Below are 24,157 nucleotides of genomic sequence, written 5' to 3' on the forward strand. Positions count from 1 at the left end.
AGCCAACATGGTGTATCGGTACGAGTCCGATGAGGACGCCTTCCTGGAGTACCCACGGCCCGGGTCGGACCCGTCCGTGCCCGGGGACGCGGCGGCTCCGCCGGCGGGTCCCTCGCCGTCCCGCTTCCCCACCCCGTCGCTGCCGCCACCGGTCCGGCCCACCCGACCGGCCGTCGACGCCGCCCGGGCCCCGGCCCCACCGGCACCGGCTCCGGCGCCCAGCCGGCCCGCCCCGCCGCGAGAGCCCGCTCCCGTGCCGCAGCCCACGCCGGCCGTGCCGGCACCCGCGCCACCGGTGCCGCAGCCGACGCCGGCCGCCGCACCGGAGCCCACACCGGCCGCGGCGCCGCAGCCGGCGACGTCGACCGCGGCCGACCCCGTCGTCCGGACCACCGATCCGCTGGAGGACCTGACCCGGCCCCGCCGGGCCGATCGCCGGCGCGGCGGCCGGGCCTGGCAGGTGCTGATCGGCGGCGCCGCCGTGCTGATGCTGCTCGCCCTCACGGGGCTGGGCGTCGCCGCCCTCCTGGAGGACCGGACCGCCACGCCACCGGCCAGCCAGCAGAGCAGCCAGCCGGTGGTGGAGCAGTCCGCGGCGGCCGACGGGACCGACCTGGACTCCCGGGACACCGACCAGGCGGCGCTCACCGCCAAGGAGGTCTTCCCCGGCCAGCAACTGGTGGTGGCCGACGGGCAGCCGGCGTACCGGGTGTTGAAGACGCACTCCAGCGGCAGCTGCGCGGTCGCGGCCACCGGCGAGATCGCCGACCTGCTGGTCCGGCTCGGCTGCAACCAGGTGGTCCGGGGCACCCTCCGCTCCCCCGACGGCGACCACCTGCTCACCGCCGGCCTGTTCAACCTGACCGACGTGGCCAGCGCCCAGCGGGCGCGCGACCGCATCCGGCCGATGCTCGACGAACGGCAGGGCCGGTTCCGCGGCATGGCGGCGAGCGAGGACACCGAGGCGGTGGCGACCGCCGCCGCCCGGGTCGGCTGGCAGATCCGCGGGCACTACCTCGCCTACTGCGTCGTCACCCGGGCCGACGGGGAACGGATCGGCTCCGGCGACACGAAGGCCCGGGACATCCTGTACGACATGATCGAGGTCTACCTGAACCGGAGCGTGCTGGAGCGGCGGGCCAGCGGCGGGACGGCCAGCCAGCCCACGGACGGCCCGAGCGAGGGCACCGCCGGCCAGGACGGCACCCGCAACTGAGCACGGTCACCACGGCCCGTTGTCCCGTTTCCGGGGGCGGCGGGCCGTTTCCCTGGGCTCAGCCCTCGGTGACCGGCACCCGGAGGCGGCGGGTGAGGTCGGCGCGGCGGGCGTACTCGGCGGGGTCGGCCGGGTAGCCGACCTCGACCAGGGCCAGCCCGTGCGCGGGCGCCACGGTCACCTCGCTGGCGCGTTCCCGGCGGTCCAGCAGGCCGGCGGGCCACTCCACCGGCCGGCGGCCGTCACCGGCCACCAGCATGGCGCCGACCAGGCTGCGCACCATGTTCTGGCAGAACGCGTCGGCCTGCACCGTGGCGACCAGGATGCCGTCCGGCTCGCGCCGCCAGTCCAGCCGGGTCACCTCGCGCAGCGTGGTGGCGTTCTCCTTGCGCCGGCAGTACGCGGCGAAGTCGTGCTCCCCCACGAGGCCGGCCGCGGCGGCGTTCAGCGCCGCCAGGTCCAGCGGCTTGGGCCAGGCCAGGGTGTCGGTGCGGCGCAGCGGCTCGGCGCCCCACGGCGCGTCGGTCACCCGGTACTCGTAGCGGCGGAAGGTGGCCGAGAAGCGCGCGTCGAAGTCGGCCGGCACCTCGGTCATTGCCCGCACCCGCACGTCGGGCGGGAGCAGCCGGGCCAGCCGGCGCAGCAGCCTCCCGTCTTGCTGCCGCCACACCTCGGCCGGCAGGTCGAGGTGGCAGACCTGCCCGGTGGCGTGCACCCCGGCGTCGGTGCGGCCGGCCACGGTCAGTCCGGTCACGGTGCCCGCGCCGAGGACCAGGTCCAGGGCCTCCATGAGCACCCCGGCGACCGTGCGCCGGGCGGGCTGGGCGGCCCAGCCGGAAAAGTCGGTGCCGTCGTACGAGACGTCCAGCCGCAGCCGGGTCCGCTCGTCCACCTCGTACCTCCTGTGACGGAACGGGCCCGGCACCCCGAGGGGTGCCGGGCCCGGTCAAGCCCGATGATCAGGCCTTGCCGTTCTCCTCGGTCGCGAGGTCGCTGTCCTCGCGGGCCTCGGCGGTGTCACCGGAGGCCGAGACCGGAGCCTCGGCGTCCTGGTCGGCGACCTCGCTGGAGCGCGGGGCCTCCTCGGCCGGGGCCAGGGCCTCGACCTTGTCCTGCTGGGCGGCCTTGCGGGCGGCGGTCTTCTTGTTCGCCTTCGGCTCGGCGACCTGAAGCTCCTCCACCAGCTCGATGATCGCCATCGGAGCGGCGTCACCCTTGCGCGGACCGGTCTTCACGATCCGGGTGTAGCCACCGTTGCGGTTGGCGTACCGGGGCGCGATCTGGTCGAACAGGGCGTAGACCACGTCCTTGTCCTTGACGACGCCCAGCACCCGGCGCCGCGCGGCGAGGTCGCCGCGCTTGGCCTTGGTGATGAGCTGCTCGGCCAGCGGACGCAGCCGCCGGGCCTTCGTCTCGGTGGTCTGGATCTTGCCGTGCTGGAACAGCGCGGTGGCCAGGTTGGCCAGCATCAGCCGCTCGTGAGCGGGGCTGCCGCCGAGGCGGGGGCCCTTGGTGGGCGTGGGCATGCTTGGTGCTCCTCAGGTGTGGCGGCAGCGCGGACTAGAGCTGCTCGGTCTCGCGGTAGTCGTCGGTGTCGTAGTCGGCCTCGCCGAAGGCGTCCACGACGTGCGCCGGGTCGAAGTTCGGAGCCGAGTCCTTCAGCCCCAGGCCCATCCCGGCGAGCTTCATCTTGACCTCGTCGATCGACTTCTGACCGAAGTTGCGGATGTCGAGGAGGTCGGCCTCGGTACGCCCGATCAGCTCACCAACGGAGTTGATGCCCTCGCGCTTGAGGCAGTTGTAGGAGCGGACGGTGAGGTCCAGCTCCTCGATCGGCAGGGCCAGGTCGGCCGCCAGCTGGGCGTCCTGCGGGGACGGCCCGATGTCGATGCCCTCGGCGGTCTCGTCCAGCTCCCGGGCCAGCCCGAACAGCTCCACCAGCGTCGAGCCGGCCGAGGCCAGCGCGGTGCGCGGGCCCATCGACGGCTTGGTCTCGACGTCGATGATGAGCCGGTCGAAGTCGGTCCGCTGCTCGACACGGGTCGCCTCGACCCGGTAGGTCACCTTGAGCACGGGCGAGTAGATCGAGTCGACCGGGATCCGGCCGATCTCGGCGCCCGCCTGCTTGTTCTGCGCCGCGGTGACGTAGCCGCGACCCCGCTCGACGGTCAGCTCCATGTCGAGCCGGCCCTTGCCGTTCAGGGTGGCGAGCTTCAGGTCCGGGTTGTGCACCGAGACACCGGCCGGGGGCTGGATGTCACCGGCGGTCACGTCGCCCGGGCCCTGCTTGCGCAGGTACATGCTGACCGGCTCGTCGTGCTCGGAGCTGACGCACAGCTCCTTGATGTTCATGACGAGCTCGACCACGTCCTCCTTGACACCGGGGATGGTGGTGAACTCGTGCAGGACACCGTCGATCTTGATCGAGGTGACCGCCGCACCCGGGATGGACGACAGCAGCGTGCGCCGCAGCGAGTTGCCCAGGGTGTAGCCGAAGCCCGGCTCCAGCGGCTCGATGGTGAACCGGGAACGGGTCTCGTTGATCGACTCTTCGGAGAGAGACGGTCGCTGGCTGATGAGCATCTTTTCTCTTCTCTTCCGGGGCGCCCGCTATATGACGCCCACGACACAAACTGTTCCGGTGGCCCGCCCCGGAGGGCGGGCCACCGCAACGAGCCCTTACTTGGAGTAGAGCTCGACGATCAGCTGCTCCTGGACCTGGGTGTCGATCACCTGGCGGGCCGGGAGCGAGTGCACGAGGATCTTCATCTGGCTGGGGATCGCCTCGAGCCAGGCCGGAACCGACCGCGAACCGGCCTGAGCCTGCGCCACCAGGAACGGGGTGAGCTGCTTGCTCTTCTCCCGGACCTCGATGATGTCGTGCTCCTTGACGCGGTACGACGGGATGTCGACCTTCTTGCCGTTCACCGTGAAGTGACCGTGCTTGACCAGCTGGCGGGCCATGTCCCGGGAACCGGCGTAGCCGGCCCGGTAGACCACGTTGTCCAGCCGCGACTCGAGGATCTGCAGGAGGACCTCACCGGTCTTCGCCTGCTTGCCCACGGCCTCCTCGTAGTAGCCGCGGAACTGCTTCTCCAGCACGCCGTAGACCCGGCGGGCCTTCTGCTTCTCACGGAGCTGGAGCAGGTACTCCGTCTCCTTGGTGCGGCCGCGGCCGTGCTGCCCGGGCGGGAACGGCCGGGACTCGAACGGGCACTTCGGGCCATCGCACTTGCTGCCCTTGAGGAACAGCTTCATCTTCTCCCGCCGGCAACGGCGGCAGTCAGCACCGGTGTAACGAGCCATCTCTCTCTACCTCTCAGACCCGACGACGCTTCGGCGGACGGCACCCGTTGTGCGGCTGCGGGGTGACGTCGGAGATCTGCCCGACCTCCAGCCCGGCGGCCTGCAGCGAACGGATGGCGGTCTCCCGGCCGGAGCCGGGGCCCTTGACGAACACGTCGACCTTGCGCATGCCGTGATCCATGGCCCGGCGCGCGGCGGCCTCGGCGGCCAGCTGCGCGGCGAACGGGGTCGACTTGCGCGAGCCCTTGAAGCCCACCTGGCCCGAGGAGGCCCAGGAGATGACCGCACCGGTCGGGTCCGTGATGGACACGATGGTGTTGTTGAAGGTGCTCTTGATGTGCGCCTGCCCGTGGGCGACGTTCTTGCGTTCCTTGCGCCGGACCTTCTTGACGGCGGCTCCGGCACGAGCCTTCGGTGGCATAAGTCTGTGCGCTCCTAGTTACTTCTTGCCGGGCTTCTTCTTGCCGGCCACGGTCCGCTTCGGGCCCTTGCGGGTCCGCGCGTTGGTCTTGGTCCGCTGGCCACGGACGGGCAGGCCCCGGCGGTGCCGGATGCCCGCGTAGCAGCCGATCTCGACCTTGCGGCGGATGTCGGCGGCGACCTCGCGGCGAAGGTCACCTTCAACCTGGTAGTTGCCCTCGATGTGGTCGCGGAGCTGCACGAGCTCCTCGTCCGTGAGGTCCCGAGCGCGCTTGTCCGGCGAGATGCCGGTGGCGGCGAGCGTCTCCAGGGCGCGGGTACGACCGACCCCGAAGATGTAGGTGAGCGCGATCTCCAACCGCTTGTCGCGGGGGAGGTCCACGCCGACTAGACGTGCCATGTGCGGGCGTACTCCTCGTGATGTTGTGGCGGAGGTGTGGACCCGTCCCACCCCGCTACCGACCGTCCCTGTCCTTCCGGCGCGATCAGCGCCGGCGACCGGGATCGGTCGCTGCCCGAGCGGGCCCCGGCCTCCGACCGGGGGTCAACCACGAGGGGGTACGCGCTGCGTACCGCTCGCGGCTGGGACGAGCTGGTGATGTGTGTGTCGGATCTGCCACCCGGGCCGGTTCCGCCGCCGCTCGTCACGGTCGGCGGGAAACGGTTCAGCCCTGGCGCTGCTTGTGGCGCGGGTCAGAACAAATGATCATGACCCGGCCGTGCCGGCGGATGACCCGGCACTTGTTGCAGATCCTCTTGACGCTCGGCTTGACCTTCACGGTTGCCTTACTTCCCATCTGGCCCGGAGACGCGACGATGCGCGACCCGGACGTCGAAGACGGACACGGGGACGTCCCGGCCGTCGTCAGGCTTACTTGTAGCGGTAGACGATGCGCCCGCGGGTCAGGTCGTACGGCGAGAGCTCGACGACGACCCGGTCCTCCGGCAGGATGCGGATGTAGTGCTGCCGCATCTTGCCGCTGATGTGAGCCAGGACCTTGTGGCCGTTCGCGAGCTCCACCCGGAACATGGCGTTCGGCAGGGGCTCGATGACCCGACCCTCGATCTCGATGGCTCCGTCTTTTTTCGGCATGTCCTCCGCTGTCCTGACGTCGGTTGCTCCGGACGGCCCACAACGTCTTACACGGGCTCCGGCGGGAATCGCCGGGCCCGAGCCAGCCGCGGCTCCGAACTCCCACCGAAGCGCAGGGTGGGCATGCCGGAGTGGACGCTGTGCGCCGATCTGAAAGTGTACGCCCGCCTGCGCGCCGTCGCCAAACCGACCACCGGGCGGGTCACCGTGACGGAGGACATTCGCCGGGCTCACCCGCCGGCTGTGGCGCCGGCCACACTCCGCGGGCGGTCGATCAGTGGCGCCGGCGACGGTCCCGCCGGGCCCGGTCCCGCCGGGCCCGGACACGCCGCTCGGCCGGGCGCCACCCGTGGTCGTGACCGCCCACGGTACGCATCAGCAGGAAGAAGCCCCACGGCCCGATCGCCCAGGCCGGCCAGTAGTGCCCGAGGTGCCCGGAGCCGAGAGAGGCGAACAGCCAGATCGCGGTGAGGATCGCGGCGACCCGCAGCCACGGCGACCAGATGGCGAGCAGCCAGCCGGTGCCCCGCCCGCTGTCCACGACCGGCGCGCCCGCACCGGTGGCGGCGGGTGGTGCCGGGGGCGGCGCGGCGGGCGCCACCGCGGCGCGCTGCGCGGGCGCCGGCCCGGGCAGGTCGGCCACCACCTCGTCCAGGTCGGCGTAGGTCTTCGCGCCGTACGCCCGGCCCAGCCGCTCGTCGTACTCGTGCAGGCCGAGCCGGCCCTCCTCCAGGGCCACCCGGAGCCGCTCCGCCGTGGCCTCCCGGTCGGCGTCGGCCGCCCGCATCCCGCTCCGCCCGTCCATGCCGGCAAGCATGACACCGTCCCGCCAGCGGGCGGTACCGCACCGGGGCGGGACAGCGAGGCGCGAACCGCCCGAGCGGGAGGTTCCGGTCAGACGGCCGGAGAGCCGGCGGGCTGGCGCGCGGTGATCAGGTCGCCGAGCCGGGCCCGGCCGCCGTCCTCGGCGGTCAGCACCCAGACGCCGTCGTCCAGCAGCGCCATCGAGTGCTCGACGTGCACCGCCATCGACCGGTCGCGGGTCACCACGGTCCAGCCGTCGTCCAACTCGGCGGTACGCGCGGAGCCCATGGTGATCATCGGCTCGATGGCCAGCGCCATGCCCGGCACCAGGCGCGGGCCCTTGCCCGGGCGCCCGTGGTTCAGCACGTGCGGGTCCTGGTGCATCTCGGTGCCGATGCCGTGCCCGCCGTAGCCGTCGACGATGCCGTACCGGCCGCCCTTGCGGACCGCGGTCTCCACGGCGTGGGAGATGTCGGTGAGCCGGCCCTTGCCGCTCGCCGCGCCCCGCGCGGCGGCGGCGATGCCGGCCCACATGGCGTCCTCGGCGACCGCGGCCATCTTCAGCAGGGCCGGCTCGACCTCGCCGACGCCGACCGTGACGGCCGCGTCGCCGTGCCAACCGTCGAGCACCGCGCCGCAGTCGATCGAGATGATGTCGCCCTCGCGGAGCACCTGCGCCGGCGACGGGATGGCGTGTACCACCTGCTCGTTGACCGACGAGCAGATCGACGCCGGGAAGCCGTGGTAGCCCTTGAACGACGGGACCGCGCCGGCCTCCCGGATGGTGGCCTCGGCGATCGCGTCGAGATCGGCGGTGCTCACGCCGGGCGCGACCGCCTCCCGCATCCGGCTCAGCGCGCGGGCGACCACCAGACCGGCGGCCCGCATCAGCTCGATCTGCTCGGGGGTCTTCAGCTGGATGTCCAGCTGGGGACGACGCATGGAGGCGACACCTTTCGTTGCGCGGAACAGCGGGGCACGTCGCACGTACCCCGCTGTTCGCACTCTATCCGCCGGAGCCCGGCGGGACGTCAGCCGCCGTACGAGCGGAGGGCGTCGATGGCGCGGACGGTGACGTCCTCCACCGGGCCGGTCGCGTCGATGCCGACGAGCTTGCCCTGGGCGCCGTAGTAGTCCACCAGCGGCGCGGTCTTCTCGGCGTACTCCCGCAGCCGGGCCGCGATGGTCTCCGGCTTGTCGTCGTCCCGCTGGAACAGCTCGGCGCCGCAGCGGTCGCAGACGCCCTCGCGCGTGGTGGCGTCGAACTCGACGTGCCAGATCTTGCCGCAGCCGCGGCAGGTGCGCCGGCCGGAGAGCCGCCGGATCACCTCGTCGTCGTCGACCACCAGCTCCAGCACGAGGTCCAGCGCCGTGCCGAGGTCGGCGAGGAGCTTGTCCAGCGCGGCGGCCTGCGGGGTCGTCCGCGGGAAGCCGTCGAGGAGGAAACCCTCGCCGGCGTCCGGCTCGGCGAGCCGGTCCCGCACCATGTTGATGGTGACCTCGTCCGGCACCAGCTTGCCGGCGTCCATGTACCGCTTCGCCTCGACTCCCAGGGGCGTGCCCTGGGAGACGTTGGCCCGGAAGATGTCACCGGTCGAGATCTTCGGCACCGAGAGGTGAGCGGCAATGAACTCCGCCTGCGTGCCCTTGCCCGCGCCCGGCGGGCCAACCAGAACGAGTCGCATCTACCGCAGGAACCCTTCGTAGTTCCGCTGCATGAGTTGGCTCTCGATCTGCTTCACGGTCTCCAGACCGACGCCGACCATGATGAGCACAGCGGTGCCGCCGAACGGGAAGTTCTGGAACTGCTGGTTGTCGAGCCAGATGAAGAAGAAGTTCGGCAGGATCGCGACGACGCCCAGGTAGAGCGCGCCCGGCAGGGTGATCCGGCTGAGGATGAAGTCGAGGTACTCGGCGGTCGGCTTGCCGGGGCGGATGCCCGGCACGAAGCCGCCGTACTTCTTCATGTTGTCCGCGACCTCGGTCGGGTTGAACGTGATCGACACGTAGAAGTACGTGAAGAAGATGATCAGCAGGAAGTAGATCGCGATGTGCTCCGGCGCCGCGGCCTTCACGATGTGGTTCTGGATCCAGGCCTGGGTCTTCCCCGGGTTGTTCTGGTCGAAGAACTGGAGTGCGAGCTGCGGCAGGTAGAGCAGCGACGAGGCGAAGATGACCGGGATGACGCCGGCCTGGTTCACCTTGAGCGGGATGTAGGTCGACGTGCCGCCGTACATCCGCCGGCCGATCATGCGCTTGGCGTACTGCACCGGGATCCGGCGCTGGGCCTGCTCGATGAACGTGACCGCGGTGATGACCAGCAGGACCAGGGCGATGACGAGGAGGAACATCCCCCAGCCCTTGGTGGTCTTGATCTTCCAGCCCTCGCTGGGGAGCCGGGCCGCGATCGAGGTGAAGATCAGCACGGACATGCCGTTGCCGACGCCCCGGTCGGTGATCAGCTCACCGAGCCACATCACCATGCCGGTGCCGGCGGTCATCGTCATGACCAGGATGGTCAGCGTCAGCCAGTCCGGGATGCCGGTGCCCCGCGGGACGATCGGGAACTGGTCGCACTGGTTGTTGAAGAGCTGACCCGAGCGCGCCAGCGCCACGAACGCCGAGGACTGGAGGATGCCCAGGCCCAGCGTCAGGTAGCGGGTGTACTGGGTGATCTTCGCCTGGCCGGCCTGCCCCTCCTTGCGGAGCTGCTCCAGGCGCGGAATGACCACGGTCAGCAGCTGCAGGATGATCGACGCGGTGATGTAGGGCATGATGCCCAGCGCGAAGACCGAGAGCTGGAGCAGCGCGCCCCCGGAGAAGAGGTCCAGCAGGCCCAGCACACCGGTGCCGCCCTGGACGGTGTCGAGGCACTTCTGCACGTTGCCGTACGAGACGCCCGGGCTGGGCAGCGTGGCGCCCAGCCGGTAGACCGCGATGATGCCTACTGTGAACAGCAGCTTCTTGCGCAGGTCAGGCGTACGGAACGCACTGAGAAAGGCGGACAGCAACTTCTTCCTCCTGCGCGACGCGGGCCGCCGGTGATGATCCCTGGCGGAGCGGGGTGGGTGCCGGGCGGACCGCCCGATATCCATAGCTGGGAAGGGACTCTAACAGCCCGACCCGGGTCCGGGCAGATGTGCCCGGCTACATAAAACGAATCCGATGTTACCCGGCGCACATGTGCCAGGTAGAGCACGGCGCCCGCCCAGTTGCGGACAACTGAGCGGGCGCCATGACGTGCCTTACAGCTCGGTGACCGAGCCGCCGGCCGCGGTGATCTTCTCCTTGGCCGACGCGCTGAACGCGTGCGCCGACACCTGGAGAGCCACGCCGCCGAGGTCGCCGGTGCCGAGCACCTTGACCGGGTGGCCCTTGCGGACCGCGCCGACCTCGACCAGCTCGGCCGGGCCGACCTGGCCGCCGTTCGGGAAGAGCTCGGCGAGCCGGTCCAGGTTGACCACCTGGAAGACGACCTTGAACTTGTTCTTGAAGCCCTTCAGCTTCGGCAGGCGCATGTGGATGGGCATCTGCCCACCCTCGAACGCCGCCGAGATGTTCTTCCGGGCCTTGGAGCCCTTGGTACCGCGACCGGCGGTCTTGCCCTTCGAGCCCTCACCGCGACCCACGCGGGTCTTGTCGGTCTTGGCTCCGGGCGCCGGGCGCAGGTGGTGAACCTTGATCGTCATTACTCGACCTCCTCGACCTTCACGAGGTGGTTGACCGTGAAGATCATGCCCCGGATCTCCGGCCGGTCCTCCTTGACCACCACGTCGTTGATCCGCTTGAGACCGAGCGAACGCAGCGAGTCACGCTGGTTCTTCTTGGTCCCGATCTCGGACCGGACCTGGGTGACCTTCAGGCGAGCCATCAGGACGCCACCCCCGCCCGCGACGCCAGCATGGCGGCCGGCGCGACGTCCTCGACCGGCAGACCACGACGGGCCGCGACCTGCTCCGGCGACTCGAGCGCCTTCAGGGCCGCCACCGTGGCGTGCACGATGTTGATCGGGTTCGACGAGCCGAGGCTCTTGGAGAGCACGTCGTGGATGCCCGCGCACTCCAGCACGGCACGGACCGGACCGCCGGCGATGACACCCGTACCGGCCGAGGCCGGCTTGAGCAGCACCACACCGGCCGCGTCCTCGCCCTGCACCGGGTGCGGGATCGACTGGCCGATCCGCGGCACCTTGAAGAAGTGCTTCTTGGCCTCCTCGACACCCTTGGCGATCGCCGCGGGCACCTCCTTGGCCTTTCCGTAGCCCACACCGACGGTGCCGTCGCCGTCGCCCACGATCACCAGGGCGGTGAAGCTGAAGCGACGACCACCCTTCACGACCTTGGCGACGCGGTTGATCGCGACGACCCGCTCGAGGTGCGGGGTCTTCTCGACGGGCGCGTTTCCGCGGCCGCCCTCACGGCGGTTGTCGCGGCGACCACCCTCGTTGCCACCGGACCCGCCGCCACGGCGCTGTTGACCTGGCATCAGCAGCCTTCCTTCTCTCTCGTGACGGGGTTTCTAGAACTCGAGCCCGGCTTCGCGGGCGGCTGCGGCAAGCGCGGCGACCCGCCCCGCGTACCGGTTGCCACCGCGGTCGAAGACGACCTTCGAGACGCCGGCGGCCTTGGCGCGCTCGGCGAGCAGGGCGCCGACCTTGCCGGCCAGGGCGCTCTTGTCGCCCTCGGCGCCGCGCAGCGAGGCGTCCATGGTCGAGGCCGACGCCAGGGTGTGACCCTTGGTGTCGTCCACGATCTGGGCGACGATGTGCCGCAGGGAGCGGGTGACGACCAGGCGGGGACGCTCGGTGGTGCCGCTGACGTTCTTGCGGACCCGGAAGTGCCGGCGCGCACGCCCGACGGCCCGCTTGGCGGCGACGCCGCGGCGGCGCTTGAGCAGCGTGGCGCTCACTTCTTACCTGCCTTTCCAGCCTTGCGGCGGATGACCTCGCCCTGGTACTTCACGCCCTTGCCCTTGTAGGGCTCCGGCGGGCGGATCTTCCGGATGTTGGCGGCGACCTCGCCGACCTGCTGCTTGTCGATGCCGGCCACGTGGAACAGCGTCGGCCGCTCCACCGTGAAGGTGATGCCCTCCGGGGCCGGAACCAGCACCGGGTGCGAGAAGCCGAGCGCGAACTCGAGGTCCTTGCCCTTGGCGGTCACGCGGTAACCGGTACCGGCGATCTCGAGGCTCTTGCGGTAGCCCTCGGTCACGCCGACGATCATGTTGGCCACCAGCGTACGGCTCAGGCCGTGCAGCTCCTTGGCCTTGCGCTCGTCGTTGGGCCGGTTGACGTGCAGCGCGCCGTCCTCGCCCCGCTCCGCCGTGATCGGCTCGGCCAGTACGTGGCTCAGCTCGCCCTTGGGGCCCTTGACCTTGACGGTCTGGCCGTCGATGGTGATGTCGACGCCGGCTGGCACCGGGATCGACTTACGTCCAATACGCGACATTTCTACCTGTCTCCCGTTACCAGACGAAGGCGAGGACTTCCCCGCCAACGCTCCGCTTGCGGGCCTGCCGGTCGGTGAGCAGCCCCTGGGACGTCGAAATGATCGCCACGCCCAGCCCGCCGAGCACCCGCGGGAGCCCGTCCGACTTGGCGTACACCCGGAGACCGGGCTTGGACACGCGCTTGATGCCGGCCAGGCTCCGCTCCCGGTTCTGGCCGTACTTCAGCTCGACGACCAGTCGCTTGCCGACGGCACCCTCTTCGGGCTCCTCGACCGACCAGGCGGCGACATAACCCTCGGCCTTGAGGACCTCGGCGATGTTCGCCTTGATCTTCGAGTAGGGCATCGTCACCCGGTCGTGGTACGCCTGGTTGGCGTTACGCAGACGCGTGAGCATGTCTGCGATCGGGTCGGTCATCGTCATGAAATTCGTCAACCTTTCTCGCCGGGGTTCCCCGGGCCAGGCCCGGGGCCTACGGCGAAGAGACAGTTCAGCTGACGCGCGGAGCGCGCCGGGCTATTACCAGGAAGCCTTGGACACGCCGGGCAGCTCACCGCGGTGGGCCATCTCCCGGATGCACACCCGGCAGAGACCGAACTTGCGGTAGACCGCCTTCGGACGCCCGCACCGCTGGCAGCGGGTGTACGCGCGAACCGAGAACTTCGGCTTCGCGGCCGCCTTGAGGATCAGCGCCTTCTTGGCCATCTCAGTTCTCCTTGAACGGGAAGCCCAGGAGCTTGAGCAGCGCCCGGCCCTCGTCGTCGGTCGTGGCGGTCGTGACCACCGTGATGTCCATGCCCCGCTGGCGATCGATCTTGTCCTGGTCGATCTCGTGGAACACCGACTGCTCGGTCAGACCGAACGTGTAGTTGCCGTGGCCGTCGAGCTTGCGCCCGTCCAGGCCGCGGAAGTCGCGGATACGCGGCAGCGCGATGGAGAGCAGCCGGTCCAGGAACTCCCACATCCGGTCGCCCCGCAGGGTGACCTTCGCGCCGATCGGCATGCCCTCACGCAGCTTGAACTGCGCGATGGACTTGGTCGCCCGCCGCACCAGCGGCTTCTGGCCGGTGATGGTGGCCAGGTCGCGGACGGCGCCGTCGATCAGCTTGGCGTCCCGAGCGGCCTCGCCGACGCCCATGTTGACGACGATCTTGACGAGCCCGGGCACCTGCATGGGGTTGCCGTAGCTGTACTGCTCCTGCAGCTTCGCCACGACCTCGTTGCGGTACCGCTCCTTGAGGCGCGGCAGGGTCTTGGTTTCGGTAGCCGTGGTCATCAGAGGTCCTTACCGGTGCTACGCGCGATGCGGACCTTCTGGCCGTTGTCGTCGACCCGGTAACCGACGCGGGTCGGCTTGCCGTCGGAGTCCAGGACCTGCACGTTCGAGACGTGGATCGGGGCCTCCTGGGTGACGATGCCACCGGTCTTGGCGCCACGCTGGGTGGTGCTGATGCGAGTGTGCTTCTTGACCCGGTTCACGCCCTCGACCAGGACCTTGTCCTGCCGCGGGTAGGCCGCGATGACCTTGCCCTTGGCGCCCTTGTCCTTGCCGGCGATGACGACGACCGTGTCGCCCTTCTTGACCTTCACGGTCACAACACCTCCGGCGCGAGAGAGATGATCTTCATGAACCGCTTGTCCCGCAGCTCGCGGCCCACCGGACCGAAGATGCGGGTACCGCGCGGGTCCCCACCGTCCTTGATGATGACGGCAGCGTTCTCGTCGAAGCGGATGTACGACCCGTCCGGCCGCCGCCTCTCCTTGGCGGTGCGAACGACGACAGCCTTGACGACGTCGCCCTTCTTCACACCGGCACCGGGGATCGCGTCCTTGACCGTGGCCACGATGACGTCGCCGATGCTCGCGTAGCGCCGACCGGAGCCACCGAGAACCCGGATGCACAGGATCTCCCTGGCACCCGTGTTGTCGGCGACACGCAGTCGCGACTCCTGCTGAATCACGTCTATCTCCTATGTCTGCCGGTTCTCCGGCCACCGGGGGTGGCCGGAGCCTGGCGGAACCTGCGCCCGACCGAAGCCGGCCGAGCTCGAGCCTTCGCTACTTGGCCTTCTCGAGGATCTCCACGACCCGCCACCGCTTGGTGGCGGACAGCGGCCGGGTCTCCATGATCAGGACCCGGTCGCCGATGCCGGCCGAGTTCTGCTCGTCGTGGACCTTCAGCTTGCTGGTGCGGCGCATGATCTTGCCGTACAGCGCGTGCTTGACCCGGTCCTCGACCTCGACCACGACGGTCTTGTCCATCTTGTCGCTGACCACGAGGCCCTCGCGCACCTTGCGACGGGCCCGCGCGGCGGCGGTCGTGTTCTCACTCATGATGCAGTCACCTCAGTCGGCGCGGCCGAGAGACCCAGCTCACGCTCACGCATGATCGTGTAGATCCGGGCGATCTCCCGACGGATGACCTGCAGCCGTCGGTTGTTGTCGAGCTGCCCGGTTGCGCCCTGCACGCGGAGGTTGAACAGCTCCGCCTTCGCCTCGCGCAGCTTCGTGACCAGCTCCTCCTCGGAGAGCTCACGCAGCTCGGAGGCCTTGACGCCCGCTGCCATCAGGATTCACCCACTTCGCGCGTAACAATGCGGCACTTCATCGGGAGCTTGTGGATCGCGCGACGCATCGCCTCTCGCGCGATCTGCTCGTTGGGGAAGGACATCTCGAAGAGAACCCGCCCCGGCTTGACGTTGGCGACCCACCACTCGGGCGAACCCTTACCGGAACCCATCCGGGTTTCCGCCGGCTTCTTGGTGAGGGCCTGGTCCGGGAAGATCGTGATCCAGACCTTGCCGCCACGCTTGATGTGACGGGTCATCGCGATACGCGCCGACTCGATCTGACGGTTGGTCACGTACGCCGGCTCGAGAGCCTGGATCCCGAACTCGCCGAACACCACCCGGTTACCGCCCTTGGACGCGCCGTGGCGGTCCGGGTGGTGCGGCTTGCGGAAGCCCTTCGGGGGCTTGCGCGGCATCAGCATCTGTCAGCCCTCCTGCTGCGTCTCTGCCGGCTGAGTGGCGGCCGCGGCGACGGCGCCGGCGTCAACCGGCTCGCCGCTCGGCGTCTCGGCCTGCTGCGCGATGGTGGTCGCGGCAGCCCGGCCGGCCTCGGTGCCACCGGCGGTCGTGCCCGACGAACCCGACCGGCCACGGCGCGGCCGCTCGGGGCGGTCACCGCGGTCACGGCGCGGGCGGGACGGACCCGTCTCGGCCGGAGCCTCCCGGCCCGGGACGGCGTCGCCCTTGTAGATCCAGACCTTCACGCCGATCCGGCCGAAGGTGGTACGGGCCTCGAAGAAGCCGTACTCGATGTTGGCCCGCAGCGTGTGCAGCGGGACCCGTCCCTCGCGGTAGAACTCGGTCCGGCTCATCTCGGCGCCGCCGAGACGGCCCGAGACCTGAACCCGGATGCCCTTGCAGGCCGGGTTCTTCATCGCGGACTGCATCGCCTTGCGCATGGCCCGACGGAAGCTGACCCGGCTGGACAGCTGCTCGGCGACGCCCTGGGCAACCAGCTGCGCGTCCGACTCGGGGTTCTTCACCTCGATGATGTTCAGCTGGACCTGCTTGCCGGTGAGCTTCTCCAGCTCGCCGCGGATCCGGTCGGCCTCCGCACCCTTACGGCCGATGACGATGCCCGGCCGGGCGGTGTGGATGTCGACGCGGACCCGGTCCCGGGTGCGCTCGATGTCGACCTTGGAGATGCCGGCGCGCTCGAGGCCCTTGGACATCATCCGGCGGATCTTGACGTCCTCGCCGATGTAGTCCTTGTAGAGCTTGTCCGCGAACCAGCGGGACTTCCAGTCGGTCGAGATGCCGAGCCGGAACCCAGTGGGGTGAACCTTCTGACCCATTACTCGGCACCTTCCGTCGTGCTCTGCCCCTCAGCCGCTTCGGCCTGGTTGGTCGCCTCGGCCTTCGTCTGCGCCTGGGCCTTCTTCGCCGACTTCTTCGGCGCGGCCGGTGCCACCGCCTCGACCGCCACGGTGATGTGGCAGGTCCGCTTGCGGATCCGGTACGCCCGGCCCTGCGCCCGCGGCCGGAACCGCTTCATCGTCGGGCCCTCGTCGACGAACGCCTCGCTGACGAGCAGCGCGTCGGGGTCCAGCCGCTCGTTGTTCTCCGCGTTGGCGATCGCGCTCGCGAGCACCTTGTACACCTGCTCGCTCGCAGCCTGCGGCGCGAACTGCAGCACCGTGAGCGCCTCCTTCGCGGGCAGGCCGCGGACGAGGTTGACCACCCGGCGCGCCTTCATCGGCGAGATGCGCACGTGCCGCGCAACCGCCCGCGCGCCCGGAAGCACCGGAGCGTCGCCCTTTCCTGGCATCGCTGTAACCCCTTGTTCCTCTATCCGTATGCCCGCGGCGTCAGCGCCGGCGGCTCTTCCGGTCGTCCTTCTCGTGACCCTTGAACGTGCGGGTCAGCGCGAACTCGCCGAGCTTGTGCCCGACCATGGCCTCGGTCACGAAGACCGGGACGTGCTTGCGTCCGTCGTGCACGGCGATCGTGTGACCCAGCATCTCCGGGATGATCGTCGAGCGCCGCGACCAGGTCTTGATGACGTTCTTCGAGCCCTTGTCGTTCTGCGTCTCCACCTTCTTGAGCAGGTGGTCGTCGACGAACGGGCCCTTCTTCAGGCTGCGAGGCATGTCTTATCTCCCTCAGCCGCGCTTACGCGTGGCGTAGCGGCGGCGGACGATCAGCCGGTCGCTCGGCTGGCCCTTACGACGGGTGCGGCCCTCGGGCTTACCCTGCGGGTTGACCGGGTGGCGACCACCGGAGGTCTTACCCTCACCACCACCGTGCGGGTGGTCCACCGGGTTCATGGCGACACCACGGACGGTCGGGCGCTTGCCCTTCCACCGCATCCGGCCGGCCTTACCCCAGTTGATGTTCGACTGGTCGGCGTTGCCGATCTCGCCGACGCTGGCGCGGCAGCGCACGTCGACCCGCCGGATCTCGCCGGACGGCATGCGGAGGGTCGCGTACGCGCCCTCACGGCCGAGCAGCTGGATGCCGACGCCGGCCGAGCGGGCCAGCTTGGCGCCGCCGCCCGGACGCAGCTCCACGTTGTGGATGGTGGTACCGACCGGGATGTTGCGCAGCGGCAGGTTGTTGCCCGGCTTGATGTCGGCGCTCGGCCCCGACTCCACCCGGTCGCCCTGCTTCAGGTCCTTCGGCGCGAGGATGTAGCGCTTCTCGCCGTCGGCGTAGTGCAGCAGCGCGATGCGCGCGGTGCGGTTCGGGTCGTACTCGATGTGCGCGACCTTCGCCGGCACGCCGTCCTTGTCGACCCGCTTGAAGTCGATCAGGCGGTACTGCCGCTTGTGGCCGCCACCGTGGTGCCGGGTGGTGATCCGGCCGTGGGCGTTGCGTCCGCCCTTCTTCGGCAGCGGAGCCAGCAGCGACTTCTCCGGCGTCGACCGGGTGATCTCGGCGAAGTCGGCAACGCTCGAGCCACGCCGGCCCGGCGTCGTCGGCTTGTACTTACGGATAGCCATTGTCTACACCCCTCAGCTGACCGGGCCGCCGAAGGCCTCGATACGGTCACCGTCAGCCAGCTTCACGATCGCCCGCTTGGTGGACTTGCGCTGACCGAAGCCGGTCTTGGTGCGCTTGCGCTTGCCCTCGCGGTTGAGCGTGTTGACCGTCAGGACGCGGACGTTGAAGATCTGCTGGATAGCGATCTTGATCTCGGTCTTGTTGGCGTCCGGGTGCACCAGGAAGGTGTACCAGTTCCGGTTCAGCTCGCTGTAGCTCTTCTCCGAGACGACCGGGGCGACGATGATGTCGCGCGGATCGGCGATCGTGCTCACTTGCCACCCTCCTCGGTGGTCTCGGCGGGAACGCCCAGGAACTCGTCCAGGGCCTCCTTCGTGAAGACCACGTCGTCGGCCACCAGCACGTCGTACGTGTTGAGCTGGCCGGACTCGATCAGGTGCACCCGCGGCTCGTTGCGCAGCGACACCCAGTTCAGCTCGTCGGTGCTGCTCAGCACGACCAGGACCCGACGGGCCTCGGTCAGCTTCGCCAGCGTGGCCAGCGCGGCCTTGGTCGACGGCTTCTCGCCCGAGACGAACGCCTCGACGACGTGCACCTGGCCGGCGCGGGCCCGGTCGGAGAGGGCGCCACGCAGGGCGGCGGCCTTCATCTTCTTCGGGGTGCGCTGGCTGTAGTCGCGCGGCACCGGGCCGTGGACCACGCCACCGCCGGCGAACTGCGGCGCGCGGATCGAGCCCTGGCGGGCACGACCGGTGCCCTTCTGCTTGTACGGCTTCTTGCCTCCACCGGAGACCTCGCCGCGGGTCTTGACCTTGTGCGTGCCCTGCCGGGCCGCCGCCAGCTGAGCCACCACGACCTGGTGCATCAGCGGGATGTTGGCCTGGGCGTCGAAGATGTCGGCGGGCAGCTCGACGGAGCCGGCCTTGTTGCCTTCGACGTTGAGGACGTCAACGGTGGTCACTTGGCCGCACCGCCCTTCTTCACCTTGGTCTTGGCCGCGGTACGGACCAGGACCAGCGCGCCCTTGGGGCCGGGAATGGCGCCACGGACGAGCAGGAGGTTGTTCTCGCTGTCCACCGCCTGGACGGTCAGGTTCTGGACGGTGTAGCGAACGCCACCCATCCGACCCGCCATCCGGGTGCCCTTGAAGACGCGACCCGGGGTCGCGCAGGCGCCGATCGAGCCCGGCGAGCGGTGCTTGCGCTCCACACCGTGGCTGGCGCGCAGACCGTGGAAGCCGTGCCGCTTCATCGGGCCGGCGTAGCCCTTGCCCTTGGTCTTGCCGGTGACGTCGATGGTCACGCCGGCCGGGAACTCCTCGACCGTGACCTCCTGGCCGGCCGAGTAGTCCGCGGCGTCCGCGGTGCGCAGCTCGACGATGTGCCGGCGCGGCGCGACGTCCGCCTTGGCGTAGTGCCCGGCGATCGGCTTCTTGACCTTGCGCGGGTCGATGGCCCCGTACGCCAGCTGGACCGCGGAGTAACCGTCCTTGTCGGCGCTACGAACCTGGCTCACGACGCACGGGCCGGCCTGAACCACGGTCACGGGAACAACGCGGTTGTTGTCCCAGACCTGGGTCATGCCGAGCTTTGCGCCCAGGATCCCCTTGACTTGCCTGTCCATTTGTCCGGTCCCTACAGCTTGATCTCGATGTCGACGCCAGCCGGCAGGTCGAGGCGCATGAGCGAGTCGACCGTCTTCGGGGTCGGGTCGATGATGTCGATCAGACGCTTGTGCGTGCGCATCTCGAAGTGCTCGCGCGAGTCCTTGTACTTGTGCGGCGAGCGGATGACGCAGAAACGGTTGATCTCCGTGGGCAGCGGCACCGGGCCAGCGACCTGCGCCCCGGTACGCGTCACCGTCTCGACGATCTTCCGAGCCGAGGAGTCGACGACCTCGTGGTCATAGGCCTTGAGCCGGATGCGGATCTTCTGTCCCGCCATGGTGGCTTCTGTTCCTTCTCTCGATGCCGCTGTGTTGCGGGCGCCTGTACCGGCTGGCACAGGCCCACTTCGCCGACCCCCGCGGTCGGGCGTGTCGCGCCCGTGGGCCGGGCTCCGCCCCGGGGCTCCGGAGCGATTTCCGACCACGCGGTGGGTCATGGCGCCGATCGCGGTGACCGCGACCTGGACGCCGCGCGAGGGTGGTTGACCGCCAGTGGCGATCAACCACCCCACGCGAGACTGTCTGTCTCCCGGAGGTCCAGCGTTAACCGGACGCGGGCGACTGACCGTCGTTACGCAACCTGACTAGTATGCCGCACGACCGGCGGCGACGCTAATCGGGGTTACCCAGCTCACTTGACGATCTTGGTGACGCGACCAGCGCCGACCGTGCGGCCACCCTCCCGGATCGCGAACTTGAGGTTTTCCTCCATCGCGATGGGCTGGATCAGCTTCACGGACATCGTGGTGTTGTCGCCCGGCATGACCATCTCGGTGCCCTCGGGCAGCGTGACGACGCCGGTGACGTCCGTGGTCCGGAAGTAGAACTGCGGACGGTAGTTCTGGAAGAACGGGGTGTGCCGGCCGCCCTCCTCCTTGGAGAGGATGTAGACCGTCGCCTCGAACTCCGTGTGCGGGGTCGTGGTGCCCGGCTTGATGACGACCATGCCGCGCTCGACGTCCTCGCGCTTGATGCCGCGGAGGAGCAGACCGACGTTCTCGCCGGCCCGGGCCTCGTCGAGCAGCTTGCGGAACATCTCGATGCCGGTGCAGGTGGTCTTCATCGACTTCTCGCGGATGCCGACGATCTCCACCTCCTCGTTCGGCTTGAGGATGCCGCGCTCGGCGCGACCGGTGACGACGGTGCCACGACCGGTGATCGTGAACACGTCCTCGATCGGCATCAGGAACGGCTTCTCGGTCTCGCGCTCCGGCTGCGGGATCGCGGTGTCGACAGCGTTCATGAGGTCCATGAGCTTGCCGGTCCACTCGGGGTCACCCTCGAGGGCCTTCAGCGCCGAGACCCGCACGACCGGCAGGTCGTCACCCGGGTACTCCTGCGACGAGAGCAGCTCGCGGACCTCGAGCTCGACGAGCTCCAGGAGCTCCTCGTCGTCAACCATGTCGCTCTTGTTGAGCGCCACGACGATGTACGGCACACCGACCTGACGGGCCAGCAGCACGTGCTCGCGGGTCTGCGGCATCGGGCCGTCGGTCGCCGCCACCACCAGGATCGCGCCGTCCATCTGCGCGGCACCGGTGATCATGTTCTTGATGTAGTCGGCGTGACCGGGGCAGTCGACGTGCGCGTAGTGACGCGCCTCGGTCTGGTACTCGACGTGCGCGATCGAGATCGTGATGCCGCGGGCCTTCTCCTCCGGCGCCTTGTCGATCTGATCGAACGGCGTGTACGGGTTGAGGTCCGGGAACTGGTCGTGCAGGACCTTCGTGATGGCCGCCGTCAGCGTCGTCTTACCGTGGTCGATGTGACCAATGGTGCCGATGTTGACGTGCGGCTTAGTCCGCTCGAACTTCGCCTTCGCCACTGGTGTCCTCCTGTGGACTTTCTTGGTTCGTTCGCCCCGGTGCGCCGGTCGGCGCTTAGGACTCTGTCGACAGCCTTTCCGACCTGACGGCCGGAGAGCCTTTGGTGGGTTCTGCGGCGATGAAGCCTACAGGCCCGGATTTCACACAACCCGACCGAGGTGGCCGCAGGCGGGAGATCCCTCCCGCGACCGCCCCCGGATCATCGGGTCAGCTCAGGTGAGCGTCACTCACCCGTCGCCTTGGCGATGATCTCCTTCGCCACGCTCTGAGGAACCTCGGCGTAGGAGTCGAACTGCATGCTGTAGCTAGCCCGGCCCTGGGTCTTCGACCGCAGGTCGCCGACGTAGCCGAACATCTCCGACAACGGCACCAGGGCCCGGACGATGCGGGCGCCGCTGCGCTCCTCCATCGCCTGGATGATGCCCCGCCGGGAGTTGAGGTCGCCGATGACGTCACCCATGTTCTCCTCAGGGGTGGTGACCTCAACGGCCATCATCGGCTCGAGCAACGCGGGGTCGGCCTTGCGGGCCGCCTCCTTCATCACCATCGAGCCGGCGATCTTGAACGCCATTTCCGACGAGTCGACCTCGTGGTACTGGCCGTCCAGCAGCGTCAGCTTGACACCCACCAGCGGGAAGCCGGCGAGAATGCCGTACTGCATGGCGTCCTGGGCGCCCGCGTCCACCGACGGGATGAACTCTCGGGGGATGCGGCCACCGGTGACGGCGTTCGCGAACTCGTAGGTCGGCGAGTCGTTGTCCAGCGGCAGCGGCTCGATGCTCACGATCACGCGGGCGTACTGGCCGGAACCACCGGTCTGCTTCTTGTGGGTGTACTCGATCTTCTCCACCTTGCGGCGGATCGTCTCGCGGTACGCCACCTGCGGCTTACCGATGTTCGCCTCGACGTTGAACTCGCGGCGCATCCGGTCGACCAGGATGTCCAGGTGCAGCTCGCCCATGCCGGAGATGACCGTCTGACCGGTCTCCTCGTCCAGCTTGACGCGGAAGGTCGGGTCCTCCTCGGCCAGCCGCTGGATGGCGGTGCTGAGCTTCTCCTGGTCAGCCTTGGTCTTCGGCTCGATCGCGACCTCGATGACCGGCTCCGGGAAGGTCATCGACTCCAGGATGACCGGGTTGGCCGGGTCGCAGAGCGTGTCGCCGGTGGTGGTCTGCTTGAGACCCTGCACCGCGATGATGTCGCCAGCCTGGGCCGAGCCGCGCTCTTCCCGCTTGTTGGCGTGCATCTGGTAGATCTTGCCGATGCGCTCCTTGCGGTCCTTGGTGGAGTTGACCACCTGGGTACCGGTCTCGACCACACCGGAGTAGACCCGGACGTAGGTGAGCTTGCCGAGGTGCTTGTCGGTCTGGATCTTGAAGGCCAGGCCGGAGAACGGCTCGGACTTCGACGGCTTCCGCTGCATCGGCGTCTCGCCGTCGGTGGCGGTGCCCTCGATGGCCGGGACGTCCAGCGGCGACGGCAGGAAGTCGACCACGGCGTCGAGCATGGGCTGCACGCCCTTGTTCTTGAACGCCGAGCCGCAGAGCACCGGGTTGGCCTTGCTGGCGATGGTGGCGCGCCGGATGGCGGCCTTGATCTCCTCGACGGAGATCTCCTCGCCCTCCAGGTACTTCTCCATCACCGAGTCGTCGACGTCGGCCAGGGTCTCCATCAGCTTCTCGCGCCACTCGGCCGCGGAGTCGGCCAGGTCGGCCGGGATCTCCTCGATCGCGTAGTCCTCACCCTTCTGGGTCTCCCCGCGCCAGGTGAGCGCCCGCATGCCGATCAGGTCGACGACGCCGATGTGGTCGCCCTCGAGCCCGATCGGGATCTGGAGCACCAGCGGAGTGGCGTTGAGCCGGTCGATCATCATCTGCACGCAGCGGAAGAAGTCGGCACCGGTCCGGTCGAGCTTGTTGACGAAGCACATCCGCGGGACGTGGTACTTGTCGGCCTGCCGCCAGACGTTCTCCGTCTGCGGCTCCACACCGGCGACACCGTCGTAGACCGCGACCGCACCGTCCAGCACCCGCAGCGACCGCTCGACCTCGACCGTGAAGTCGACGTGACCGGGCGTGTCGATGATCTGGATCGTGTGGCCCTTCCACTCACACTTGGTAGCAGCGGAGGTGATGGTGATGCCACGCTCCTGCTCCTGCTCCATCCAGTCCATGACGGCAGCGCCCTCGTGGACCTCACCGATCTTGTACGTGATACCGGTGTAGAACAGGATCCGCTCGGTGGTCGTGGTCTTACCGGCATCGATGTGCGCCATGATGCCGATGTTGCGTACGTTGGCGAGCGCGTCTGCGGCGGCCACTTCAATCCCTACTTATCGTCGTCTAGACACAACTGGTGGCGGTTCCGGCGCCTCGTGGGCGCCGGAACCAGGGTGTTACCAGCGGTAGTGCGCGAAGGCCTTGTTGGACTCGGCCATCTTGTGCGTGTCCTCGCGCCGCTTGACGGCGGCACCGAGGCCGTTGCTCGCGTCCAGCAGCTCGTTCATCAGCCGCTCGACCATGGTCTTCTCGCGACGGGCCTTGGAGTACGTCACCAGCCAGCGCAGGCCGAGGGTGGTCGCGCGGGCCGGACGGACCTCGACCGGCACCTGGTAGGTGGCGCCACCGACACGGCGGCTGCGCACCTCGAGGGTGGGCTTGACGTTGTCCATCGCGCGCTTGAGCGTGACGACCGGGTCGGTGCCGCTCTTCTCGCGGCAGCCCTCCAGGGCGGCGTAGACGATGCGCTCGGCGAGCTGGCGCTTGCCGCGCATCAGGATCTTGTTCACCAGCTGGGTGACCAGCGGCGAGTTGTACACCGGGTCAGCGACCAGCGGCTTCCGCGGAGCGGGTCCCTTACGCGGCAT

Annotated in this window: 37 protein-coding genes; 1 reads left to right on the forward strand and 36 read right to left on the reverse strand. The window is 69.2% G+C overall.

Going from position 1 to position 24,157, the window contains the following annotated elements; genetic code table 11:
• Positions 1-7: 7 nt before the first annotated feature.
• Complete coding sequence (locus ABZS80_RS31095; RefSeq protein WP_355061495.1) at positions 8-1,216, forward strand: hypothetical protein; 1,209 nt, start codon at positions 8-10, stop codon at positions 1,214-1,216.
• A 58-nt stretch (positions 1,217-1,274) separates the two neighbouring features.
• Here ABZS80_RS31095 and truA read toward each other — a convergent pair whose 3' ends face one another.
• From truA to rpsG, 36 genes are all read right to left on the reverse strand, one after another.
• Positions 1,275-2,108, reverse strand: coding sequence for a tRNA pseudouridine(38-40) synthase TruA (truA, locus tag ABZS80_RS31100; RefSeq protein WP_355061496.1), 834 nt, complete (start codon positions 2,106-2,108; stop codon positions 1,275-1,277).
• A 67-nt stretch (positions 2,109-2,175) separates the two neighbouring features.
• Positions 2,176-2,742: a 50S ribosomal protein L17 gene (gene rplQ, locus ABZS80_RS31105; RefSeq protein WP_151463662.1), complete on the reverse strand. Its 567-nt coding sequence runs from the start codon at positions 2,740-2,742 to the stop codon at positions 2,176-2,178.
• A 34-nt stretch (positions 2,743-2,776) separates the two neighbouring features.
• On the reverse strand, positions 2,777-3,799 hold the full coding sequence (locus tag ABZS80_RS31110) for a DNA-directed RNA polymerase subunit alpha (protein WP_007073009.1): 1,023 nt from the start codon (positions 3,797-3,799) through the stop codon (positions 2,777-2,779).
• 96 nt (positions 3,800-3,895) lie between these two features.
• The gene (rpsD, locus tag ABZS80_RS31115) at positions 3,896-4,522 is read right to left on the reverse strand and encodes a 30S ribosomal protein S4 (RefSeq protein WP_151463663.1); all 627 of its coding nucleotides are present in this window, start codon (positions 4,520-4,522) and stop codon (positions 3,896-3,898) included.
• 13 nt (positions 4,523-4,535) lie between these two features.
• Complete coding sequence (gene rpsK, locus ABZS80_RS31120) at positions 4,536-4,943, reverse strand: 30S ribosomal protein S11 (protein WP_148430066.1); 408 nt, start codon at positions 4,941-4,943, stop codon at positions 4,536-4,538.
• Positions 4,944-4,961: 18 nt separating this feature from the next.
• Complete coding sequence (gene rpsM, locus ABZS80_RS31125; protein ID WP_355061500.1) at positions 4,962-5,342, reverse strand: 30S ribosomal protein S13; 381 nt, start codon at positions 5,340-5,342, stop codon at positions 4,962-4,964.
• Between the two features lie 265 nt (positions 5,343-5,607).
• Positions 5,608-5,721, reverse strand: coding sequence for a 50S ribosomal protein L36 (gene rpmJ / locus ABZS80_RS31130; protein ID WP_088982067.1), 114 nt, complete (start codon positions 5,719-5,721; stop codon positions 5,608-5,610).
• 92 nt (positions 5,722-5,813) lie between these two features.
• Positions 5,814-6,035 carry a translation initiation factor IF-1 gene (infA, locus tag ABZS80_RS31135; protein WP_007073013.1) on the reverse strand — a complete coding sequence of 74 codons (222 nt, stop codon included), beginning with the start codon at positions 6,033-6,035 and terminating at the stop codon, positions 5,814-5,816.
• 274 nt (positions 6,036-6,309) lie between these two features.
• On the reverse strand, positions 6,310-6,840 hold the full coding sequence (locus ABZS80_RS31140; protein ID WP_355061502.1) for a DUF1707 domain-containing protein: 531 nt from the start codon (positions 6,838-6,840) through the stop codon (positions 6,310-6,312).
• Between the two features lie 89 nt (positions 6,841-6,929).
• On the reverse strand, positions 6,930-7,781 hold the full coding sequence (gene map, locus ABZS80_RS31145; RefSeq protein WP_151463665.1) for a type I methionyl aminopeptidase: 852 nt from the start codon (positions 7,779-7,781) through the stop codon (positions 6,930-6,932).
• A gap of 89 nt (positions 7,782-7,870) precedes the next feature.
• Complete coding sequence (locus ABZS80_RS31150) at positions 7,871-8,524, reverse strand: adenylate kinase (RefSeq protein WP_151463666.1); 654 nt, start codon at positions 8,522-8,524, stop codon at positions 7,871-7,873.
• Positions 8,525-9,850, reverse strand: a complete 1,326-nt coding sequence (gene secY, locus ABZS80_RS31155; protein ID WP_151463667.1) for a preprotein translocase subunit SecY — start codon at positions 9,848-9,850, stop codon at positions 8,525-8,527.
• A 234-nt stretch (positions 9,851-10,084) separates the two neighbouring features.
• The gene (gene rplO / locus ABZS80_RS31160; protein ID WP_355061505.1) at positions 10,085-10,528 is read right to left on the reverse strand and encodes a 50S ribosomal protein L15; all 444 of its coding nucleotides are present in this window, start codon (positions 10,526-10,528) and stop codon (positions 10,085-10,087) included.
• Positions 10,528-10,710: a 50S ribosomal protein L30 gene (gene rpmD / locus ABZS80_RS31165; RefSeq protein WP_013473693.1), complete on the reverse strand. Its 183-nt coding sequence runs from the start codon at positions 10,708-10,710 to the stop codon at positions 10,528-10,530. The genes rplO and rpmD overlap by 1 nt, the downstream gene beginning before the upstream one ends.
• Complete coding sequence (gene rpsE / locus ABZS80_RS31170) at positions 10,710-11,324, reverse strand: 30S ribosomal protein S5 (RefSeq protein ID WP_091262790.1); 615 nt, start codon at positions 11,322-11,324, stop codon at positions 10,710-10,712. The genes rpmD and rpsE overlap by 1 nt, the downstream gene beginning before the upstream one ends.
• Positions 11,325-11,357: 33 nt before the next feature.
• A complete protein-coding gene (gene rplR / locus ABZS80_RS31175; protein ID WP_151463669.1) occupies positions 11,358-11,747 on the reverse strand; it encodes a 50S ribosomal protein L18 in 390 nt (129 codons plus the stop codon).
• On the reverse strand, positions 11,744-12,286 hold the full coding sequence (gene rplF / locus ABZS80_RS31180; RefSeq protein ID WP_091262793.1) for a 50S ribosomal protein L6: 543 nt from the start codon (positions 12,284-12,286) through the stop codon (positions 11,744-11,746). Before rplF ends, rplR begins: the two co-directional genes overlap by 4 nt.
• Before the next feature lie 16 nt (positions 12,287-12,302).
• Positions 12,303-12,710, reverse strand: coding sequence for a 30S ribosomal protein S8 (rpsH, locus tag ABZS80_RS31185; RefSeq protein WP_148430080.1), 408 nt, complete (start codon positions 12,708-12,710; stop codon positions 12,303-12,305).
• Between the two features lie 96 nt (positions 12,711-12,806).
• On the reverse strand, positions 12,807-12,992 hold the full coding sequence (locus ABZS80_RS31190) for a type Z 30S ribosomal protein S14 (RefSeq protein ID WP_007073023.1): 186 nt from the start codon (positions 12,990-12,992) through the stop codon (positions 12,807-12,809).
• A 1-nt stretch (position 12,993) separates the two neighbouring features.
• Positions 12,994-13,563, reverse strand: a complete 570-nt coding sequence (gene rplE, locus ABZS80_RS31195; protein WP_091317981.1) for a 50S ribosomal protein L5 — start codon at positions 13,561-13,563, stop codon at positions 12,994-12,996.
• Entirely contained in the window at positions 13,563-13,883 is a 321-nt protein-coding gene (gene rplX / locus ABZS80_RS31200) for a 50S ribosomal protein L24 (protein WP_192579888.1), read from the reverse strand. The genes rplE and rplX overlap by 1 nt, the downstream gene beginning before the upstream one ends.
• Positions 13,880-14,248 (reverse strand): 50S ribosomal protein L14, encoded by a 369-nt coding sequence (gene rplN, locus ABZS80_RS31205; protein WP_007465279.1) that lies wholly within the window; start codon positions 14,246-14,248, stop codon positions 13,880-13,882. The genes rplX and rplN overlap by 4 nt, the downstream gene beginning before the upstream one ends.
• Positions 14,249-14,345: 97 nt before the next feature.
• Positions 14,346-14,621: a 30S ribosomal protein S17 gene (gene rpsQ, locus ABZS80_RS31210; RefSeq protein WP_151463671.1), complete on the reverse strand. Its 276-nt coding sequence runs from the start codon at positions 14,619-14,621 to the stop codon at positions 14,346-14,348.
• The gene (rpmC, locus tag ABZS80_RS31215; RefSeq protein ID WP_117665103.1) at positions 14,618-14,854 is read right to left on the reverse strand and encodes a 50S ribosomal protein L29; all 237 of its coding nucleotides are present in this window, start codon (positions 14,852-14,854) and stop codon (positions 14,618-14,620) included. Before rpmC ends, rpsQ begins: the two co-directional genes overlap by 4 nt.
• Positions 14,854-15,279, reverse strand: a complete 426-nt coding sequence (gene rplP / locus ABZS80_RS31220) for a 50S ribosomal protein L16 (RefSeq protein WP_073834927.1) — start codon at positions 15,277-15,279, stop codon at positions 14,854-14,856. The genes rpmC and rplP overlap by 1 nt, the downstream gene beginning before the upstream one ends.
• Before the next feature lie 3 nt (positions 15,280-15,282).
• Positions 15,283-16,152 (reverse strand): 30S ribosomal protein S3, encoded by an 870-nt coding sequence (rpsC, locus tag ABZS80_RS31225; protein WP_355061510.1) that lies wholly within the window; start codon positions 16,150-16,152, stop codon positions 15,283-15,285.
• Positions 16,152-16,625 carry a 50S ribosomal protein L22 gene (rplV, locus tag ABZS80_RS31230; protein ID WP_355061512.1) on the reverse strand — a complete coding sequence of 158 codons (474 nt, stop codon included), beginning with the start codon at positions 16,623-16,625 and terminating at the stop codon, positions 16,152-16,154. The genes rpsC and rplV overlap by 1 nt, the downstream gene beginning before the upstream one ends.
• 40 nt (positions 16,626-16,665) lie before the next feature.
• Positions 16,666-16,947, reverse strand: a complete 282-nt coding sequence (gene rpsS, locus ABZS80_RS31235; protein ID WP_007073032.1) for a 30S ribosomal protein S19 — start codon at positions 16,945-16,947, stop codon at positions 16,666-16,668.
• Between the two features lie 12 nt (positions 16,948-16,959).
• The gene (gene rplB, locus ABZS80_RS31240; RefSeq protein ID WP_151463674.1) at positions 16,960-17,799 is read right to left on the reverse strand and encodes a 50S ribosomal protein L2; all 840 of its coding nucleotides are present in this window, start codon (positions 17,797-17,799) and stop codon (positions 16,960-16,962) included.
• Between the two features lie 12 nt (positions 17,800-17,811).
• Positions 17,812-18,114 carry a 50S ribosomal protein L23 gene (gene rplW, locus ABZS80_RS31245; RefSeq protein ID WP_091317975.1) on the reverse strand — a complete coding sequence of 101 codons (303 nt, stop codon included), beginning with the start codon at positions 18,112-18,114 and terminating at the stop codon, positions 17,812-17,814.
• Positions 18,111-18,761 carry a 50S ribosomal protein L4 gene (gene rplD, locus ABZS80_RS31250; RefSeq protein ID WP_355061515.1) on the reverse strand — a complete coding sequence of 217 codons (651 nt, stop codon included), beginning with the start codon at positions 18,759-18,761 and terminating at the stop codon, positions 18,111-18,113. The genes rplW and rplD overlap by 4 nt, the downstream gene beginning before the upstream one ends.
• A complete protein-coding gene (rplC, locus tag ABZS80_RS31255) occupies positions 18,758-19,423 on the reverse strand; it encodes a 50S ribosomal protein L3 (protein WP_355061517.1) in 666 nt (221 codons plus the stop codon). Before rplC ends, rplD begins: the two co-directional genes overlap by 4 nt.
• An 11-nt stretch (positions 19,424-19,434) precedes the next feature.
• Complete coding sequence (rpsJ, locus tag ABZS80_RS31260) at positions 19,435-19,743, reverse strand: 30S ribosomal protein S10 (RefSeq protein ID WP_007073037.1); 309 nt, start codon at positions 19,741-19,743, stop codon at positions 19,435-19,437.
• Positions 19,744-20,096: 353 nt separating this feature from the next.
• A complete protein-coding gene (gene tuf, locus ABZS80_RS31265) occupies positions 20,097-21,290 on the reverse strand; it encodes an elongation factor Tu (protein WP_355061519.1) in 1,194 nt (397 codons plus the stop codon).
• 224 nt (positions 21,291-21,514) lie between these two features.
• Positions 21,515-23,611: an elongation factor G gene (fusA, locus tag ABZS80_RS31270; protein ID WP_151463678.1), complete on the reverse strand. Its 2,097-nt coding sequence runs from the start codon at positions 23,609-23,611 to the stop codon at positions 21,515-21,517.
• Positions 23,612-23,686: 75 nt separating this feature from the next.
• The gene (rpsG, locus tag ABZS80_RS31275; RefSeq protein WP_088647009.1) at positions 23,687-24,157 is read right to left on the reverse strand and encodes a 30S ribosomal protein S7; all 471 of its coding nucleotides are present in this window, start codon (positions 24,155-24,157) and stop codon (positions 23,687-23,689) included.

This window comes from Micromonospora sp. NPDC005305, from assembly GCF_040607315.1.
GTDB lineage: Bacteria > Actinomycetota > Actinomycetes > Mycobacteriales > Micromonosporaceae > Micromonospora.